The 17979-nt window shown below is 40.4% G+C and carries 13 protein-coding genes; 6 read left to right on the forward strand and 7 right to left on the reverse strand.

Going from position 1 to position 17979, the window contains the following annotated elements:
* Positions 1 to 155: 155 nt before the first annotated feature.
* Complete coding sequence (locus tag DMB71_RS01525) at positions 156 to 467, reverse strand: hypothetical protein (protein WP_111363060.1); 312 nt, start codon at positions 465 to 467, stop codon at positions 156 to 158.
* 485 nt (positions 468 to 952) lie between these two features.
* On the opposite strand from DMB71_RS01525, the gene DMB71_RS01530 reads away from it, so the two are divergent.
* Genes DMB71_RS01530 through DMB71_RS01540 form a run of 3 tightly spaced genes read left to right on the forward strand, consistent with a single transcriptional unit; the run spans position 953 to position 8049 of the window.
* The gene (locus DMB71_RS01530) at positions 953 to 3976 is read left to right on the forward strand and encodes a SusC/RagA family TonB-linked outer membrane protein (protein WP_111363062.1); all 3024 of its coding nucleotides are present in this window, start codon (positions 953 to 955) and stop codon (positions 3974 to 3976) included.
* A gap of 10 nt (positions 3977 to 3986) precedes the next feature.
* A complete protein-coding gene (locus DMB71_RS01535) occupies positions 3987 to 5390 on the forward strand; it encodes a RagB/SusD family nutrient uptake outer membrane protein (protein WP_239452900.1) in 1404 nt (467 codons plus the stop codon).
* 22 nt (positions 5391 to 5412) lie between these two features.
* Positions 5413 to 8049 (forward strand): alpha/beta hydrolase family protein, encoded by a 2637-nt coding sequence (locus tag DMB71_RS01540; protein ID WP_111363063.1) that lies wholly within the window; start codon positions 5413 to 5415, stop codon positions 8047 to 8049.
* 62 nt (positions 8050 to 8111) lie between these two features.
* Here the strand turns inward: DMB71_RS01540 and DMB71_RS01545 are convergent, their stop codons facing one another.
* From DMB71_RS01545 to DMB71_RS01560, 4 genes are all read right to left on the reverse strand, one after another.
* The gene (locus DMB71_RS01545) at positions 8112 to 8384 is read right to left on the reverse strand and encodes a DUF6520 family protein (protein WP_111363065.1); all 273 of its coding nucleotides are present in this window, start codon (positions 8382 to 8384) and stop codon (positions 8112 to 8114) included.
* 93 nt (positions 8385 to 8477) lie between these two features.
* On the reverse strand, positions 8478 to 10001 hold the full coding sequence (locus DMB71_RS01550; protein WP_111363066.1) for a MauE/DoxX family redox-associated membrane protein: 1524 nt from the start codon (positions 9999 to 10001) through the stop codon (positions 8478 to 8480).
* A 308-nt stretch (positions 10002 to 10309) separates the two neighbouring features.
* The gene (locus tag DMB71_RS01555) at positions 10310 to 11371 is read right to left on the reverse strand and encodes a DUF932 domain-containing protein (protein WP_111363068.1); all 1062 of its coding nucleotides are present in this window, start codon (positions 11369 to 11371) and stop codon (positions 10310 to 10312) included.
* 29 nt (positions 11372 to 11400) lie between these two features.
* Positions 11401 to 11823: a single-stranded DNA-binding protein gene (locus tag DMB71_RS01560; RefSeq protein WP_111363070.1), complete on the reverse strand. Its 423-nt coding sequence runs from the start codon at positions 11821 to 11823 to the stop codon at positions 11401 to 11403.
* 490 nt (positions 11824 to 12313) lie between these two features.
* Between DMB71_RS01560 and DMB71_RS01565 the strand changes: the two genes are divergently transcribed.
* Positions 12314 to 13423 (forward strand): DUF4238 domain-containing protein, encoded by a 1110-nt coding sequence (locus DMB71_RS01565; RefSeq protein WP_111363071.1) that lies wholly within the window; start codon positions 12314 to 12316, stop codon positions 13421 to 13423.
* A 54-nt stretch (positions 13424 to 13477) separates the two neighbouring features.
* Here DMB71_RS01565 and DMB71_RS01570 read toward each other — a convergent pair whose 3' ends face one another.
* Both DMB71_RS01570 and DMB71_RS01580 read right to left on the reverse strand, forming a co-directional pair.
* On the reverse strand, positions 13478 to 14320 hold the full coding sequence (locus DMB71_RS01570) for a hypothetical protein (protein WP_111363073.1): 843 nt from the start codon (positions 14318 to 14320) through the stop codon (positions 13478 to 13480).
* Positions 14321 to 14568: 248 nt separating this feature from the next.
* On the reverse strand, positions 14569 to 15561 hold the full coding sequence (locus tag DMB71_RS01580; RefSeq protein ID WP_162614755.1) for a hypothetical protein: 993 nt from the start codon (positions 15559 to 15561) through the stop codon (positions 14569 to 14571).
* A 364-nt stretch (positions 15562 to 15925) separates the two neighbouring features.
* On the opposite strand from DMB71_RS01580, the gene DMB71_RS01585 reads away from it, so the two are divergent.
* Together DMB71_RS01585 and DMB71_RS01590 are read left to right on the forward strand one after the other, a co-directional pair.
* Positions 15926 to 17104, forward strand: a complete 1179-nt coding sequence (locus DMB71_RS01585; RefSeq protein WP_111363078.1) for an XRE family transcriptional regulator — start codon at positions 15926 to 15928, stop codon at positions 17102 to 17104.
* A complete protein-coding gene (locus tag DMB71_RS01590) occupies positions 17101 to 17607 on the forward strand; it encodes a DUF4411 family protein (RefSeq protein WP_111363079.1) in 507 nt (168 codons plus the stop codon). Before DMB71_RS01585 ends, DMB71_RS01590 begins: the two co-directional genes overlap by 4 nt.
* Positions 17608 to 17979 lie beyond the last annotated feature (372 nt).

Consider the following 17979-nt stretch of genomic DNA (forward strand, 5'->3'; position numbering starts at 1 on the left):
ATCCTTTAATCTTACTTTATTAAAAAAAGCCTTTCAATTGAAAGGCTTTTTAGTATACATTTTTTTTAAATCAAGGAAAACTATTTAATAGGCAAATCATAAACTAAAATTTATCGATTTTGCTATTGCAACTTAAATAAAAATTACAAATACTATCAAAGCTTATTGTAAGCTTTTTTTACTAAATATCCTTTAGTTGACTTTCTAAATTTCAGCTTTTCATTCTCTGTTTCTACTAATAAAAAAAAATCCGACAATGATATTTCTAGAAAATCACAAATCGCGAAAAGTTTACTACAAGTAACATTATGATCACTTGTATACCTCTCCAATCCTAAGTTTATACCTATCTCTGCAAAGTACTCATTGTTTTCGGTGAGAATGGCACCATCTCGATCTTTATAGAGCTTTTTGATAACATTAGAGATTGCAATAGTCAATTCTTCAATTTTTATTTGTTTTTTCATATAAACAAATGGAATGATAAAAAAATAGGCTTACAATTACACATGTGTAAATATTTTTTATATATTTGTACTAGTAATTACATTTTTATTAATGTACTTTTGCGATTCTTCAATAAATTATATGAAGCATTGCTTAGAATCCCGACTTAAAAACTGGTAATTTTTGCACACGGGAAAATAAGTAGTATGCTCACGTCTTATGGCGTGGGCTCACTTATTCGTGTGCGGGTATACCAGTACCTTAAGTCGTCTAAGATGAGTTCCGCGCCTTTTTTATTTCTACTCTCTTATAATTCAAAGCAATCCTTCTCATTAATCAGAAATTCTCGCATTTTATTAAATGTCTAAAAAATGAAATAACACTGCCAATGAATTATTAAAAATCTTATTCAAATACATAAAAAATGGCCCTCAGCTGCAGCGACCAAACTAGAGCAGAGGACCTTAGCTAATCAAATACCATTTAACTAACCAATCCCAATATTATGAATTATTTTTCATTTTCCAAGGATGGAAAGGCTCTTTATTGCCTATTTTTTACAGCAATGCTCCTTTCATTCTCCGCCTTTTCAGCCAAAAATTCCCGGCGCTTCTTCCAAAAATCAGAACCTTATATGCTCACCGGAACCGTCTCCGACGGAACCAGTCCGATTCCTGGCGTCACCATAGCAGTCAAGGGACGGGTCAAGGCCAGCACGGTATCCGATTTTACAGGCCAGTATGCCATTTTGGTTTCTGCCCAAGACACCTTGTCGGTTTCCTTTATTGGATTCAAAACGGCCATAATTCCCGTAAAAGGAAAACCTGTTATGGATATTGTCCTGCATTCCTCCACCACTGAACTGCAGGAAGTCCGGGTCAATGCAGGCTACTATTCGGTCAAGCAAAGCGAGCGCACGGGAAGCATCGCGCGGATCACTTCAAAAGATATTGAAACGCAGCCCGTCACCAACGTGCTTGCCACCATGCAGGGCCGCATGGCAGGCGTCGAAATAACCCAGACAACAGGAGTTCCGGGCGGAGGATTCGATATTAAAATACGGGGGCAGAACAGCATAAGGCCCGATGCCAACAATCCCCTTTACATCATAGACGGCGTTCCCTATGCCACAGACCCCATAGGCTACGAACAGACCTCAACCGTCTTCCCCACCTTCAATACCAGCCCTCTTAACAGCATCAACCCGGCAGCAATTGAAAGCATAGAGGTGCTCAAAGATGCCGATGCAACCGCCATCTATGGCTCAAGAGGGGCAAATGGCGTTGTCCTGATCACCACAAAAAAGGGAAAAGAAGGGAAAACCAGCTTTAATTTCAGCGCATCATCAGGAGCTGGAAGAGTCACCCGTTTCATGAAGCTCATGAATACCGAGCAGTACCTCTCTATGCGCCGTCAGGCATTCATAAATGATGGCAGAACCAAATACCCTAAACGAGACTATGATATTAATGGAACATGGGATCAGGGCAGATACACCGACTGGCAGAAGGAGCTTATTGGCGGCACTGCCTCTATCACGGACATAAAGGGAACTTTGAGCGGAGGCTCCAAAAACACCCAATTTCTGCTAAGCGGCACCTACCATACCGAAACCACCGTGTTTCCGGGAGATTTTATGTATAAAAAGGGCGGTGCGCAATTCAATTTAAACCACCAGTCAACCGACAATAAATTCCGTCTGGTCCTATCAGCGGGCTACAATTCGCAAAACAATGACCAGCCGGCAAACGACTTCACTTACGATTCCCGCACGCTGGCCCCGAATGCTCCCGCCCTGTTTGATTCCAAAGGTAATCTAAACTGGGAAAACGGCACTTGGGAAAATCCGCTGCGCCTTCTGGCATCGCAATATGTCTCAAAGACCAGCGATCTGCTGGCCAATGGCGTGCTTTCTTATGAGATCATTCCCAATCTTATCCTAAGAAGCAGTTTTGGCTATACAGACCTGCAGCATACCGAAAGCCGCATTAATCCCTCAACCATATACAATCCATCCTATGGCTATACCAGTGCGGTTTCAAACATAATACTCAACAATACCGATCGCAGTTCTTGGATTATAGAACCGCAGATCAGCTGGAAAAAAGAAATCGGCGGGGGCAGACTGGAAATTCTGTTAGGGGGGACTTTCCAAGAGCAAAATACCACCCGCCTTTTCCAGTCTGGAACAGGCTTCAGCTCCAACAGCCTTATTTACAATCTTGCCTCTGCCGCCTACCAGCAGGTGCTCTTGAGCGATGGGCTGCTGTACCGCTATCAGGCATTTTTCGGCAGAGCCAACTACAATTGGAAGGACCGCTACATTTTAAATCTTACCGCTCGCCGTGACGGATCGAGCCGGTTCGGCCCCGGCAATCAATTTGCGAACTTCGGCGCTGTGGGTCTGGCATGGCTGTTTTCCAATGAAAGTTTCCTTTCTGAAAATTCATGGCTCAGCTTCGGAAAGCTAAGGGCGAGCTTCGGGACTACGGGAAGCGATCAGATTGGCGATTACCAGTATCTCAATACCTATATCTCTTCAGGCGCCACTTATGGCAATATAATCGGACTGCAGCCCAGCCGTCTGTACAATCCAAACTTCGGATGGGAAATCAACAGGAAATTAGAGGCCGCGGCAGAACTTGGATTCTTCGGCGACCGCATTTTTCTTACCGCAGCATGGTATCAGAACCGATCATCCAACCAGCTGGTGGGAATTCCTCTGCCCGGCACCACGGGGTTCTCGCAGATTCAGGCGAATCTGGCGGCAACAGTACAGAACAGCGGATTGGAATTCACGCTCCGCACAGTTAATTTCAGCAGAAAAAATTTCAATTGGACCAGCAATATCAACATCAGCTTTTCCAGAAACAGGCTCTTGGCATTCCCAAACCTCAACGGCTCCACCTATCAGAACAGATACCGCATCGGAGAACCGCTGAATATCCAGTTGCGGTACAGCTATGCAGGACTGGATCCCCTAACAGGCATCTACCAGTTCCACGACCAGAACCATGACGGCATAATCTCTTCTCCCGATGACAGGCAGACTGCAGTCAATCTTAATCCGGATTATTTTGGAGGTTTCCAGAACCAGTTCCGATACAGGCAGTGGAAACTGGATTTTCTTTTTCAGTTTGTCAAACAGCGCAACCAGAGCTTTGACAATGGCTTAGCGGGATATATGGGCAATCAGCCTGAAAGGATGATCAAAAGCTGGACCAGTGAGGGAGATGCAGGCCCCTATCAGATCTATTCTGCCGGGTATAATCCTGCGGCAATCTTGGCGCAATCCCGTTTTGCGATGAGCGACGGCTCAATTGTCGATGCGTCATATATAAGACTAAAGACCGTAGCGCTGTTTTACGATGTCCCGCTTAACGCAAAAGAACTCAAATGCACCGTTTCGCTGCAGGGACAGAACCTTCTGACCATTACTCCTTACAAGGATGGAGACGCTGAATTCAGCATGTCAGGCTATCTGTCGCCCTTAAAAATCTTTACAGCAGGAATTATGCTAACCTTTTAAAATCTGTCCTATGAAACCAATGTATAACAGCAAGCCGAACCTTTGGTTCGCGCCTAAAAAAATATTTCTTCTGGCTCTGCTTTTTTCCGCCGCAGCCTGCGATTCTTTTGTGGATGCCGGTTTTCCAAAATCGCAGCTCTCAAGCCAGGCTGTCTTTGAAGACTATACGACAGCCAATGCCGCCATGGCGGATATCTACGCTAAAATGCGCGACTCAGGCATACTTACAGGCACGCAATTCGGATTATCGGTCCAATTGGGATACTACACCGACGAATTGGACTGGTATGATGCCTCAAGCGATGCTTCCTTTGCTTTCTACACCAATACGGTCTTACCTTCCAACAGCAATATCGCTCTGTTCTGGAACAGCTCCTACAGCCAGATTTATGCCTGCAATGCCATTCTTGAAGGCCTCAAGTCTGCCAATTTTGATGAACAGCAGAAAAGACAGCTGCAGGGTGAGTCTCTATTCGTAAGAGGGCTTCTCCATTTCTATCTGCTCCAGTTGTTTGGCGGCATTCCCTATATTGAGACAACCCAATACATGCAAAACAGCAAAGTGGCCAGAATGCCCGAAAGTGAAGCTTATGAGCGCGTTATAGCAGATTTAGAAGCCGCAACTCAGATGCTCCCTTCCTCTTACCTGACTTCAGATCGAGTGCGTCCGAATTCATTTGCGGCACAGGCGCTTTTAGCCCGGGTGCATCTTTATAAAGGGGACTGGGAAGAATCTGAAGCCATGGCCACGGCAGTGCTGCAGCAGAAATCCCTCTATCATCTGGAAACAGACCTGGATCAGGTGTTTTTAAAAAATTCAAACGAGGCTATCTGGCAGTTCATGCCCTCACTCACCGGAAAAAACACGGATGAGGCCAGCGTCTTTATTTTCAGTTCCGGCACTCCCCCTCTAGCCGCATTGAATGAATCTCTGGTTAATTCATTTGATATGCAGGATCTTCGAAAAACGCATTGGATAGCTGAAGTTTCAAATGAAACGGGAATATGGCATCATGCCTTTAAATACAGAGAATCGCAATCTACCGGCGCTTCAAAAGAATATTCTATGGTTCTGCGTCTGGCGGAACAGTATTTCATAAGAGCTGAATCGCGCGCGCATCTTGGAAATCTTCCCGGAGCGCTGGAAGACCTCAACGCGATAAGAAGCCGAGCGGGGCTCGACAGCCTGCAGGCAGAATCCAAAGATCAGATAATCGAGGCCATCATAGTCGAGAGAAGAAAAGAGCTCTTCACCGAGTACGGACACCGCTTCTTTGACCTAAAGCGCACAGCCAGAATAAACGCCGCGCTGCAGACCAAAACGGGCTGGAACGATACCGACAAGCTGCTGCCCCTGCCAGAGAGCGAACTCAATCTCAATCCAAATCTTCAGCCTCAAAATCCAGGCTACTAACCTTAATACTGATCCAGCCATAATGAAAAAACATATCAAAATGCCGTTACCCTGTCGCAAGGCAGTCTTTTTTTTAGTTTTAATTTTGCAATTAGTGACCTGCCCCTTAACGGGGCAGGCATTGCAGAAAAAGCATCTGACCCCGGCCGACTATAAAAAATGGGAAGAACTGTATCCTGAAAAGATAAGCCCTGACGGAAACTGGGTAAGCTATACCGTATATCGGCAAGACGGAGCCAATACGCTTTTTCTAAAAAACACGGCATCTTCAAAAAAATATTCTTTTGCTCTGGGCCAGAGGGGCAATTTCATTTCTTCAGACTGGTTTGCTTACAAAACAGAAAAATGCCTCCATCTGATAGATCTAAAAACTGGCGCTCAAAAGAAAATAGACGGAGTCATAAAACATTTTCATCTGCCTTCAATCCATAAAATAGCAATTCTAAAAGAAGAAATTACAAAAGAGAAAACACTTTCCATTCAATCTCCCGACGGTAAGAGAGAATATCATATTACAGGAGTTGAAGACTTTGTTTCCGCCCCTACAAAACGTCTGCTGCTCTATACCTCAAAAAATGGTAGCCAATGCTCCATTAACCTGCTGGATCCTGCAACGGAGCGAAATACGGTTTTATGCACCACTGCTGGCACATTTGACAATCTAACCTGGCAAAGGGAAGGAAATGCTTTGGCTTTTACGGAAAAAACAGATGCTGATCCCGGCTGCCAGCTGTTTCTATATGATATTCCCAATGCCAAGCTGCATCGTTCCAATAGGCAGACGCAACAGATTTTCCTCGGAGATACGCTTGCTATCCCAAAAGCCAGCTATAAAGTGCAGATTTCAAAAGACATGAAAAGCGTATTTTTCGGCCTGCAGCGAAAAGAGAGACCTAATGCCCCGAATAAAAGAGAAAATGTGCAGCTTTGGAATGCAAATGCCAAATGGATCTATCCAACGGAAGAAAAACAAAAAAAGTTTGAAGGAGTCTATCTTGGATTATGGCATCCGCAGGAAGACCGCTACAGGCTTGTTTCAAACGATTCACTGCCTCAGGCCATGCTCTCTGGAGACCAGAAGCATGCCGTAATTTCCAATACCAGACAGTATGAACCCCAGTATATGAGGGAAGGGCCAAGAGATTATTACCTCCTTGATCTGGCCAGCGGCAAAAAAGAGCTGATGCTAAAGAAGCATTCCGATTTTTTCCTCTACACCATCCCTTCCCCAACAGGGAAATACATAGCATATTTTCAAGAAGGAGGCTGGTGCATCTATGACATCCAAAAGAAAACCAGCACTAATATCACAAAGAATATGGGAGAATCCTTTTCCCATAATAAAAGCGAGCATCCCAATGCGGAAGAATCCTATCCTTTATTAGGATTCACGCCCCTTGATCATGAAATAGTCCTGTGCGATGAATATGATATCTGGGCTGTAACCCCGGATGGAATTTCTGCAAGGCGCCTGACCCGTGGCCGGGAAACCAAAACCAGATTTCGTTTGGCAGGCTATTCCAGAATCATAGCCGGCAGATTGAATTACGACGGCTGGATACTGGATCCCATAAATCTTGATAAGGAATTACTGCTGGAAGCCTCAGACAAAGATGGCGGTTCAGGCTACTACTGTTGGTCGGGAGGATCAATGGAAAAACTGGCATACTCCCATAATTCAAACCTGAGCCTTATGGCAAAGGCATCGTCTGCTAACGCATATATGTATATGGAGCAGAATTACGAGCTGCCTCCCCGTCTGATGGTGAAAAGGAGCAGAAAACAGGGGCCTAAACTTATTTTCCAAAGCAACTTGCAGCAGGAGTCTTTCTATTGGGGGAAGGCAAAAATTATTCATTACAAAAATAGCGCTGGAGATTCCTTGAAAGGCATTTTATATTATCCCGCAGATTTTGATCCGCAGAAGAAATATCCCATGATCGTGCATGTTTACGAAAAGTTTTCAGACAAAATCCATACTTATGTCAGCCCTTCAGAATCGGATGCAGAAGGATTCAACATATCAGCGTATACAACACAGGGATACTTCGTGCTTCTTCCCGATATTGCGTATCAGAAAGGCAATCCGGGATTATCCGCAGCGGACTGCGTGATCGCTGTAACACAGGAAGTGATGAAAAGCGGCCTTATCCAAGAAAATAAAATCGGACTGATCGGCCATTCCTTCGGAGGCTATGAGGCCAATTTCATCATTACCCAGACCCCTCTTTTTGCGGCCGCTGTTTCCGGTTCGGGAATTTCAGATCTTACAAGCCATTATCTTTCAGTAGGGCTGTTCGGCAAGCCTCTGATGTGGCTCTTTGAAAACCACCAGTTCCGCATGGGAAGCTCGCTATTTGAAAACCGTGAGGGCTACAGGAAAAATTCACCTATAGAATATGCCGAAAACTGCACCACCCCGCTGCTCTCCTGGACAGGGGACGCTGATGAAAATGTCAATTGGAACCAAAGCAGGGAATACTATCTGGCATTGCGCCGTCTTGGAAAAGCGAACATCATGCTCGTATATTCAGGAGAAGGGCACGATCTGGCGTCCTATGAGAATCAGCTGGATCTCTCAGAAAGGATCCATCAATGGTTTGATTATCATTTAAAAGGCGTTCCGCCCGCTAACTGGATAAAAAAAGGCCTTCAATAATACAAACAGCAAATGCAGCTCTAAAAGAGCTGCATTTGCCTTTTAAGGATTATTTGTAATGTTTATTGCGGACGGAACACTACCCTGTTACAGGTTGTGGGACTGTCCATTGCTTTAGCCTGCGGGCCTGTTGCTCCAAAAAGACGGCAAAGCTGTCCTTGGGCGGTATCACAGGAAACAGGAATATCGCAAGGGTCATCGTCGCTTGGCACAAAGCCGATGATCGGAACCACGTCCTCTGCAGCGCTCTGCATTGACATAGTGAAAAATGCTCCCGAGATGCCCAGCATAAAAACTGCTGCAGGCATCATTTTTTTCAAAACGATTGATTTCATAATTTCTATAATTTAAGGTTAAAACATGATCTACTTTTTTCTACAGGTGTTCGATCTGATTCCTGACACTGCGCGCTAGTATATTATTCCATGTCATTTTCTTATTCCATTAAGCCCCATTTCTTTCCTTATTTGAGCGCCAAGTCTATAGACCGCCAATTGGCTGCCGATAAGCGCATAGGCATGGGTTGGGGTCACCATAAAGCTTCGAAGCTTTTGATCTCCAATTCCATAGATATGAAAGCTGAGCAGATAGCTTTTTCTCCTTAGGTCGTAAACATCGATGACCGATGCCTGCTTCCAGACTTCTTTCTGCTCATACCGCCCGGGAACATTTGAATTTACAAATAGCAGATGCCCGCAGACGCTGCTGCTTTTATTTACATTTAAAGCTGGTATTGACATAGTGCGTTCAGACCGCCCTTTGAGATAAGCCACTTTTACCTGAGCCTTAGAAATAGTGTCAATCGTATTGCCCCTGTAGTCCAGCCTTCCGTTCTGATCTGCAACAATGTACTGGTTTCTGTAGGCATAGAGATATACTATCCTTTTCATTTCCTCACTGTAATGAAGCATGCCCTCGGTATCAAACACGCCATCAATCTGCTTCTGCAGAAGCTCAGGCGCCATATGCGCCTTCGGCTGGCTCCCAAAACCGAATATGCCCAAAGTATTGTCGCCCGTCTTGCTGCTTATCCCATTAAATGCAACAGCAAAACTGTCTATAGGAACAGCATTTGTAAAGTAAGGCGCTCGGGCATGCTGCAGCTCCGCTTTCCAATTGTCTACCGCACCTTTAAAAACAGCAGGAGTTCTGCCATCAGTCAGATAAAAAAATGGCGGGTCCACGTTTATTTTGATCTCTTTAAAAGTAAAGCTGCTTTGGTCCAAGGCTATTCTTATTTTCCGCTGATGCAATAGACTGTCGATGGACAATAGATATAAAGGGACTGTCAGATTGCCAAGATAGATATTGCCATTTCCCGAACCTGCAAAATAGTACGAATTGTATTTCAAATCCAGCGTATCGGTTAGCGTTGCCGGATGATGGGGATAGCGGCGTATAAAAGGATTCTGATGCTGCATTATTTCCTCTGAACTGAAAAACAGGGCAAGCAACACAACTGTGCTTCCAAGAACACTCAACAATAAGCCGAAACCATAAGAGATTCCAAACCTCCTATTTTTAGAATCATTATTGCCGTTATGAAGCCAGAGCGCCCATGCTCCCAGCAGCACAAAGAAGAGATTGAATAGGAAATGCTGCTTCCAGCTCATCTTTTCCAATATTCCTCCGCAGGAACACGGCAGAAAGGAGCTAAAATTCAGCATAATAAATATATATGCGCTAAACATGGACATCAGACAAAATCCTGCATAAAGCGCTTTAGCCCGCGTTTTGCGAAATAAAAGAAAAAAGGCGATTGAAAACTCTATTATCAGAACCAGCCAAGAGATCCAGCCTGCAAAAGCGCTTAATAACGGAGACTGGCCCAGCTCAACTTTAAATTTTTCAAAATCAAGCCCTTTATTCATAGCGGCATAAACCAGCAGAAAAATATACAGCAGACATGCGGCTTCAAAAATGGCGGACTTAACATTTGAATATAATTTCATATCTTCTTTCTTTGGTTAAACTTTTTACGCAAGCATTCGGATTAAATAATTTCTTTAAAATAATTACTTCAAAAGTATAAACAGATCGAAAACAACGGATTATAAAAACAGAGCCAAAATTTTTTAAAACCCTTCCATTATCCTTGCAAAGATTCTTTTAAGAGCCTTCACTTTGCAGATTCTGATTTTCAAACTCCCATCTTAACATATCTTCAGAAAAAACGCGCTGCAAATCTGCGATTTGCAGCGCAACTGGCATAAGGATACAGGCAGTCTATAACCGCCTGTGTCCACAATCTTAAAAAACCTTAATTCTGCACCATATAAGAACTAAACCCTTTAACAGCAAAGTCAAGGCATAAATTAAATGCTGCCTGACCGCGAAGCTGCGCCGTTCCTCCCATTAAAATCGAAGAAAGCTTTGCCTCATCGTCCTTATATTTTCTCACATTCTGAAAATAGCCCGCCACGGCATTGTACGCGCCAAATACGGTTCCCTGGGTTGTGGCTGTCTGCTGGGTGGGATGGGCCATCGCATATTCGAACGCATTGTCCACCATATTATTGAAACAGGCAGAGAGATCTTCGCTTCGCCCTTCCTGCAGCTTTTTAAGCACTTCCCTGCTGGGAGCCATAGCATGCTGGATCAGTTTTTTAACCTCCTTATCGGATATGCGTGCCTTTGTCCAGTAGTTAAAAACAGCTTCCAGACTGTGTGCCAATGTATCTGATATCCCCATTACTTTATGCGCCTGCTCCAAACGGTCTTTAGCATTTGATGTGTGGCGGATGCGCACCGTATTGGTTTTAGACTGCATGGCAGCGTTAAGCGTATTGGCGCATACGATTCGTATCGGCGTAAAAGCTGCCGTAATGCTTCCGCTCCCGTCATGCGAGGTGCTGAGAAAAAGATATTTCTCGATCAGATCATCCTTTCCCACGCGGATATAATCGGGAAGCTTTGCCGTGATAAAGATCTTCTCACCGTTCCCAAGAGCGCCAGCGGTTTCATATAGTATGCCGTCACCGCCCACTATGCTGTCAAAAAACGAAAATGCATCCCTATTCTGCACTATATGGTAATCTTTCCCGACAACACCCAGCACAGTATCGGTGTCAGTCCGCACCGTACTGCAGTAATCTGGAACATCCAGCCTTCCAGCAGAAATAAAGTCCTGCGTTACAATCGGAGCTGAAGGCGTAAAAAGCCTTCTTTTCTCCACTTCAAAATCCAGCCCCGCATGCGCTATCGCCTCGACGCTTGTCGGATAGTCTTCCACTATCTTCCCGAGATTGTGCCAAGGCTTTTCCTTCACGCTGAAAAAACTGTGCCTTCCTGTCTGCTCGTTAAAATAAATATGATGCGCCATGATTTCTGATCTTTAAATTAAGCATGCCACTAAAAAGGCACTTCATCTCCAGCCTTGCCGTTATCCTTCTTAACGGCAGTTCTGCTGTTTCCCTTCTTGGCAATACTTGCACTTTCAGCTTCATCTTCCTTATCCGCACTTCTTTTGGCAAAAGCCAAAATATTAAATGCATTGACATGAAAGTCAATGCTTCCGATCGGATTTCCATCATTGTCGATATACACATGCATGCCTAGCCTACCGCTTAACAGTACAACGGTTCCTTTTTTAATCCACTGCCCCGCCTTCATGCTTATCCAGTACGAACATCTGATAAACGTCGACACCTCCTTATACTCTGAACTTCCCGCAGGCTTATAGCGGTCATTAACCGCTATGGTGAAACTCAAAACCTCTTTCTCACCCGCTCTGCGCACTTCCGCATCCTTTGTAACCCTTCCTGTAACTTCCATAACCTTAAAATTTAATTGTGAATAAATAAGTACTAGCCGACCACAAAAACTAATGATTAACCAAATGAAACATTTAACCAATAGCCATTGCCCAGACTACCAGCTTCCCTTAACTCCCGCTCCGCCCTTTAAAAAATTGTTTTCAAAAGAAAAACGGAAAAAAGAAAGCAAGAGACCAAGCGCAAGCTAAAGGATGCGGAGTGCTATAAGTCCCGAAGGGCGGACGGAAAGAGAGTGGAATCCGTTATGCGCATGCAGCAGACTTGCTGGCGCTATCTTGGCTGCCTTTTTATCCGTTTCGAATGAAAACATGCATTTGCTGAAGATTCTCATCCTCCTCTAATAAAACTTAGTGAAGCTTCCTGCCAATAGTTCAAAAAGTAAAACAGCTCTAATAACAAAATCAATAACAGGTAATTACACTGATATAAAAACGGCATAAAATTGTAATTTAGAAATATCAAACAGTGCAATCAAAACAATACGAAAAATGGCGCAGCAGAAAAAAAACACACCAAAAAACCATCACTTTGTGCCCCAGTTTTTCCAGCGTTTCTTCTCTTATGAAAACAACAGAAAAACTATTGGAATGTTCAATACAAAGCTTAATGAATTTAAAACACAAGTGCCTATTCCGTCACAGCTAAGCAGCGATAATTTATATGGCAGCGACGGAGAACTCGAAAAGTGGCTCTCAAAGCTCGAAGCAGATTCAGCGCCAATCTTCAGAACAATGTGGGAAAAAGAAAAGCTTCCCATAGCACAAAGTCAAGACCATTCAAAAATGCTGCATTTCCTTATCATTTTGGATCTTCGAAACCCCATCAGATTCAAAATCCTGAATAGTTTCGAGAAAAAGCTCCCCAGCACTAAATCTAAAATCAGCGAAGGCAACGTTTCGGCAGATATGGTTCCTGGATTGCAGGAACAGCAATCTGACAAAGGAAAACTGCATTCCCTAAAATCTGCCGAAGCATTGGTAGGGGATCTATTAAACCTAAAATTTAAACTCATAAAAAATACGACTTCAAACCCTTTTATCATCTCGGATAATCCGCTTATTATGTATAACCAGTTTTTAGAAAAAAGAAAAACCAAATTCGGCAGCCAAAGAGATTTTGGAACAAAGGGATTGCAATTTTTTCTGCCCTTAAACGATTCATATATGCTAGCTGTATATGATTCCGAAATATATAAATTGGGAAATAAAAAAGAGCATGTAGTAACCATAAATGATAAAAGAAGCATCGACCAGCTTAATCTTCTACAGTTTCTAAACTCTGAAACTACCGTCAACTTCAGCCATATGGCAACCGAACATTATATTCGGACAATCCATGAAAAATCAAAAAAGTTTAAAAAAGCCAACGAGGACTTTATTAGCGTACATGAAATGAAAGTTCCAAAAGAATCAGAAAATTTGACTGCGCAAATGATCGAAATGGGAGTGTCAGATTTAAATATTAAGTTATCACTTCAAAAATTAAATTTCATTTCAAAATCCTGCGCGATTAAACTGAATACCATTTCAGACCTATACAGAAAAGATGTAAAATTCAAAGGTTACATGCATGTTGTCTATACAATAACTCCTATATAAAAAAATTAAAGAAGTCTCCTTAATTTTATGTTGGGAAGTTTTCGGAATTACAAATTAAAATTTATTTTCTCTAATATAATCTCTGAATACTTTATCATGAAACTCAGAAGGAAGTTCGAATATGAATTTTTCACCATTATTTCTTAAAAGATATAAGTCATCAATTGTTTTTAATTTTTTATCACTGGAATAATAAGAACCTTTTAACCTTAGAACATATGTATTGCAATGGAAATTATCTATAAACGATAGATATGCAGATAGTCTTTGATCCTTAGCGATTGTTATATTCTTATAAAATGCTCTTAAATTAAAATCTATAGAAGTGGGAGTGACATTAGTAGTAAAGCCAAATACATCGAATTTCAGATCACAATTATAGCTAACGGCATTATCAGATATAATTTCATATAAAATTGTATTTCTTCTCGTTATTGCTGAGCTATCTTTAAATTCCAAATTTCTAATACGAAGTAAAGGAGGAATTATGCTGGCGTTATTAGTTCGAATCGAATCCTTAATATAAAATATTTGTTTTTTTATGCTGTCATATTGTAAGCCTTGTTTTTTAAAAGCTAGAGATAAATCTTGAAAAAGTTTATCTGTAGCTTTTTTTACGCCTTCAGAGATAACGCTGTCTCTAGATTTCTGTTCATTATGTAGCTGATTGTCTTTCTTATTGGATATTGCTCGATTGTTCACTTCTTGCATTGTTAATAGCAAGGCAATTGCACCACCTATTTTTAAAGCACTTCTGCCTTTCTTTTTTAATCTATTCTTCCAACTACTATACCGTGCGTCAATTAGACCTGAGGTAACCAAAGTAAGCCAGATAGTTAAAATTGCTATAAAAAAAACAAAAAATATATTATCTATTGGAAAGATTTTTTCTAACATTTTCTGAAGTTAATATCTACTGTTTATAAAAGAAATCATTTTTGATTTTGGAGCGCCTTCAAACCATTGAGACATTACAAAATTTTGACTATCCTTTTGTTTTAATCCTTCATAGTTGAATTTATTGAGTTCAAGATTTCTTTGAATTATATATTCTCCTTGTAAAGGATGATGGGTTTCTATAATTTCTGGAAACAAAAAAATAAATAAAAAGAATAGATTAAAAACCACTCTTATAAAACTGCAATCTAATGAACAACATCCTTCCCTTCTAAAAATCCAGGAGGATATTTACTGACGTCTTGCCATACTGAATCGCGCATTTTTCTTTCTAAAACAGCTTTATCTACATTCTGCCAATTGTACTTTTTTATTGATTCGGAAACTCCTTCAAACCATTTCCAATACGAGGCTGTACGTTCCGTGTATCTATTGCCGAATTTCGTTCCCGCATGAATCATTATTGTATACTGTGTCTGGGTATATCTATTTAAAACTTCAGGATCACCTTTAAAAATTCCCCAAGCTCCACGCACCAGTGATGAAGATGAAATACCAGCCTGTTGAATTACCATTTTAAATTCTGAGTTTTCAAAAATGATAGCCCACGAACCATTATGAATTCTTTTAATAGTCATATCAGCAGGAATCCGCAGTGCATAACTTTGATATTTTGATTGATCATTTAAATAACTATTTCCTGAAAATATCTTGTGTAGCTCAGCCCCGTCAACTAATTTATTCTCGCTTCCTGTTCCTATAGCCATTGATCCTCTGGATCCGTTTCCATAAACCCCTTCAGAGTAGACAAATTCTGAGTCCCAATCACGTCCGTTAAAATCAGCTAAAAGCTGAAACAAAACTGCTTTTTCAACTAAATCATCTTCAGCCTCTTTTGGGCTTTCATATTCCATCTGCTTGAATGTCCCTTTTCCTTCAACAGTATTGAACAGCTGCGTATATATTAAAAAATATGGATCTTCAAAAAGATCAGAAACAATCTTTTGAGTTGTATTATCCCTAAATATCGTTATATTTCCAAACTCAGTTTTTTTATCTATCTGAAGATATGGAACAACCGAGATAATAACTAAAAGAACTGCGCCCAATAACGTGAAAATATGGGTCGAATTACCTTCTGCCGATGGGTTTTTCCACATTATACAAACAACTGGAATGCTAACTATAACGAAAAAAACTAAGGCAATTTTCAGATAAGGTATTTTAAAAATGAATTCCATTAATCTATTAATATTTATTATTGAACTAATTCTAACAGATTCTATTGCAGATAAAGCAATACTCAAATATAGCTCTATCAACTGTGTGAAGTCAAATATAATATTTCACGTGCAAATAATTGTATATCACTATCGAATTCTTTTTTTTTCGTAAATTTCCAATTTTTATAAAACCTTAAAAAAGTTTTATGTAAAATTTCTTAGACTTTTTTCACCATATAGCTACTGTCTGTAAATAAATCCTATAATGGTTAATCTATCTAATATCGCCCCTGCTGATCTAAAAACGCTTGCTGGAATCCTAATGTGCTTTATTACACTGATATGTATCTAATTTAAATTTTATTCCTACATTTGATGCTGTATGGCAAATAAAGCATATATAACACCTAACGTTTTAAAGTGGGCAAGAGAATCGGCAAGAATCACCGAAGAAAGTGCTGCGTCTAAGCTTAAAATATCTACTGATAGATTAAGAGAGTGGGAAATTGGTTCAAGCCAACCTACAATAAGTCAAGCACAAATATTAGCAAAACTATATAAAAGACCTTTTGCACTATTTTTTCTCCCAGAAATTCCACGAGATTTTATGCCACTTCAAGATTTTAGAAAAAAAGATTCTAAAACCCTCGGGACAGCATCAATTTTTATAATCCGTGAAATTCAGCAAAAACAATCTTGGATAAGAGATTTAAATATAGATAATAAAGAAAACCAATTAACGTTTGTAGGTAAGTATAAATTATCAGACAACCCCACAATTGTCGCAAAGGACATATTGACTACTTTAAATATAAATCCGGCTAACTATAGTACCGATAATCCAATTAAAGAATGGATTAATAAAGCGGAATCTAAAGGAATATTTATATCAAGAACGAGCTTTATCCATTCAAGATTAACATTAGACTCGGAAGAAATTCAAGGATTTGCAATCGCTGACCCTCATGCCCCATTTGTATTTGTCAATTCGGATGACTGGAACGCTCCACAATTATTTACATTAGTTCATGAATTAGCTCATATTTGGATTGCTGAAACAGGAATTTCGAATGAAATTGAACCAGAGTTAAAAAATAAAGATAAATTTCATCCGGTTGAATTATTCTGCAATCAGGTTGCAGCGAATGCATTAATGCCAGAACAAATAATCCATAGCTTAAATAACACCACTTTCATTGATTATAAAGAAGTTTTTAAAGTTTCGAAAAATTTAGGCGTTAGTTCCTTAGCGCTTTTAGTTAGAGCCTTGAATTTAAATGTTATTAACCTAAGTAATTATCAAAAACTAAAAAAAGAAGCTGATATAAATTATCATGCATTTTTAGAAAAGGAAGCCGAGAAAAAACTAAAAAACAAAGAAAAGACAAACACAGGAGGTCCAAATCCTTATTTACTTAAGTTAAACAAAAACAGTAGATTATTCACTCAGATTGTTTTAGATGCTTTTCGCGGTGGTTTTGTTGAGCCAACACAAGCAAGCTCTTTATTGAACACACCAGTAAATAAATTTTCATCATTAGAAGCATTACTATATAAATGATTTCAACGGCTCCTATATATTGTTTAGATGCCAACGTACTTATTCAAGCTTGGCAAAAATATTATTCTCCTAAATTCTGTCCTAGCTACTGGGAGGTGCTAAATACGCTTGGTACTCAAAAAAGAATCTTTATTCCAGAGCTTGTTTATGAAGAAATTATCCGTACTGACGATGATTTATCTGATTGGCTAAAAAAAAGCAATATTACTGTTCGCAAAATTGATGAACCTGTCACTAGATGTCTACAGTCTATATATTCTAACAATCCCCTACACAAAAATTTAGTTGACAATGTCAAAGGAAGGTCTTTAGCAGATCCATGGGTTATTGCGCATGCAATAAATGATAAAGCAATTGTTGTAACTAAAGAAGAAAAAATTACTGCATTAAATTCACAGAAAATAAAAATTCCGAATGTTTGTGATAACATGGGAATTCGATGGATCAACGATTTTGAATTTATTGCTGAATTAGGATTTATTTTCAATTGCAAGTTACAGTAAATTGGATAGATTTTTACCAACAAAATGATAAACGATTTAGCGCAAACATTAGTAAAGCAAAAAAGGTTCGTTCTTGGAATAATTTGCTTCCTCTGTTTGCCACTTACTTGGAAAATCGATCCTTCCTACCCAAAAAGATTCCATTATAAACTCAACAAAAATCAATAAGTAGAGTCTTAAAAGACCCTCTATCAATTTCCCTTCTAAATAATCCTTCCACTAAATTTACCAGCATTTTCAACCAACCTCCCCTTCGCCGGCCAAAATCAAACCAAAAAAAATAAAAACAATCTAAAAGAAAAGAAAAAACTAACTAACTAACTAACTAACTAACTAACTAACTAACTAACTAACTAACTAACTAACTAACTA

It is taken from the genome of Flavobacterium tistrianum, from assembly GCF_003254545.1.
Lineage (GTDB): Bacteria > Bacteroidota > Bacteroidia > Flavobacteriales > Flavobacteriaceae > Flavobacterium > Flavobacterium tistrianum.

Excerpts from the sequence above, each read along its gene's own strand:
- DMB71_RS01525 (WP_111363060.1), bottom strand. The coding sequence starts at position 467 with ATGAAAAAACAAATAAAAATTGAAGAATTGACTATTGCAATCTCTAAT.
- DMB71_RS01530 (WP_111363062.1), top strand. The coding sequence starts at position 953 with ATGAATTATTTTTCATTTTCCAAGGATGGAAAGGCTCTTTATTGCCTA.
- DMB71_RS01535 (WP_239452900.1), top strand. The coding sequence starts at position 3,987 with ATGAAACCAATGTATAACAGCAAGCCGAACCTTTGGTTCGCGCCTAAA.
- DMB71_RS01540 (WP_111363063.1), top strand. The coding sequence starts at position 5,413 with ATGAAAAAACATATCAAAATGCCGTTACCCTGTCGCAAGGCAGTCTTT.
- DMB71_RS01545 (WP_111363065.1), bottom strand. The coding sequence starts at position 8,384 with ATGAAATCAATCGTTTTGAAAAAAATGATGCCTGCAGCAGTTTTTATG.
- DMB71_RS01550 (WP_111363066.1), bottom strand. The coding sequence starts at position 10,001 with ATGAAATTATATTCAAATGTTAAGTCCGCCATTTTTGAAGCCGCATGT.
- DMB71_RS01555 (WP_111363068.1), bottom strand. The coding sequence starts at position 11,371 with ATGGCGCATCATATTTATTTTAACGAGCAGACAGGAAGGCACAGTTTT.
- DMB71_RS01560 (WP_111363070.1), bottom strand. The coding sequence starts at position 11,823 with ATGGAAGTTACAGGAAGGGTTACAAAGGATGCGGAAGTGCGCAGAGCG.
- DMB71_RS01565 (WP_111363071.1), top strand. The coding sequence starts at position 12,314 with ATGGCGCAGCAGAAAAAAAACACACCAAAAAACCATCACTTTGTGCCC.
- DMB71_RS01570 (WP_111363073.1), bottom strand. The coding sequence starts at position 14,320 with ATGTTAGAAAAAATCTTTCCAATAGATAATATATTTTTTGTTTTTTTT.
- DMB71_RS01580 (WP_162614755.1), bottom strand. The coding sequence starts at position 15,561 with ATGGAATTCATTTTTAAAATACCTTATCTGAAAATTGCCTTAGTTTTT.
- DMB71_RS01585 (WP_111363078.1), top strand. The coding sequence starts at position 15,926 with ATGGCAAATAAAGCATATATAACACCTAACGTTTTAAAGTGGGCAAGA.
- DMB71_RS01590 (WP_111363079.1), top strand. The coding sequence starts at position 17,101 with ATGATTTCAACGGCTCCTATATATTGTTTAGATGCCAACGTACTTATT.